The organism is Catenulispora rubra (assembly GCF_015356825.1).
Taxonomy (GTDB): Bacteria; Actinomycetota; Actinomycetes; order Streptomycetales; family Catenulisporaceae; genus Catenulispora; species Catenulispora rubra.
The window spans coordinates 1-485 of sequence record NZ_JAACYW010000736.1; the positions used below are offsets into that span (position 1 = coordinate 1).

Annotated in this window: 1 protein-coding gene; it reads left to right on the forward strand. The window is 74.6% G+C overall.

What is annotated here, in order from left to right; all coding sequences use genetic code 11:
• The coding region (locus GWK61_RS55205; RefSeq protein WP_194922376.1) for a helix-turn-helix transcriptional regulator at positions 1-485 on the forward strand (485 nt) is incomplete at both ends.

Below are 485 nucleotides of genomic sequence, written 5' to 3' on the forward strand. Positions count from 1 at the left end.
CCGCTACGGCGGCTACCGGCTGGCCCGCGGCTATCGGCTGCCGCCGCTGATGCTGGGCGACGACGAGGCGCTCGCCGTCCTGCTCGGCCTGCTCGCCGGGGGACGCAGCGGTCTGACGGCGGCGCTCGGGCCGGCCGGGGAGACGGCCGCCGCCAAGATCCGCCGGGTGCTGCCGGCCCGGCTGGCCGACCGGCTGCGGAACGTGCTCGACACCGTGGCCTTCACCGCGGCGCCCGACCAGGACCCCGCCCCGGACGCCACGGTGCTGCTCACCGTCTCCGACGCCGTGGCCGGGCACCGGCCGATCGCCATCGCCTACACCGATCGCGGCGGCGTCCGCACCGACCGGACGCTGCACCCCTACGCCATCGTCAACCATCGGGACCGGTGGTATATCAGGGCTCTGGATCCGGCGATCGGCGAGGAACGCAGCTTCCGGCTCGATCGGATCACCGGGGTCAGAACGCTCCCGGGGTCCTTCGAAC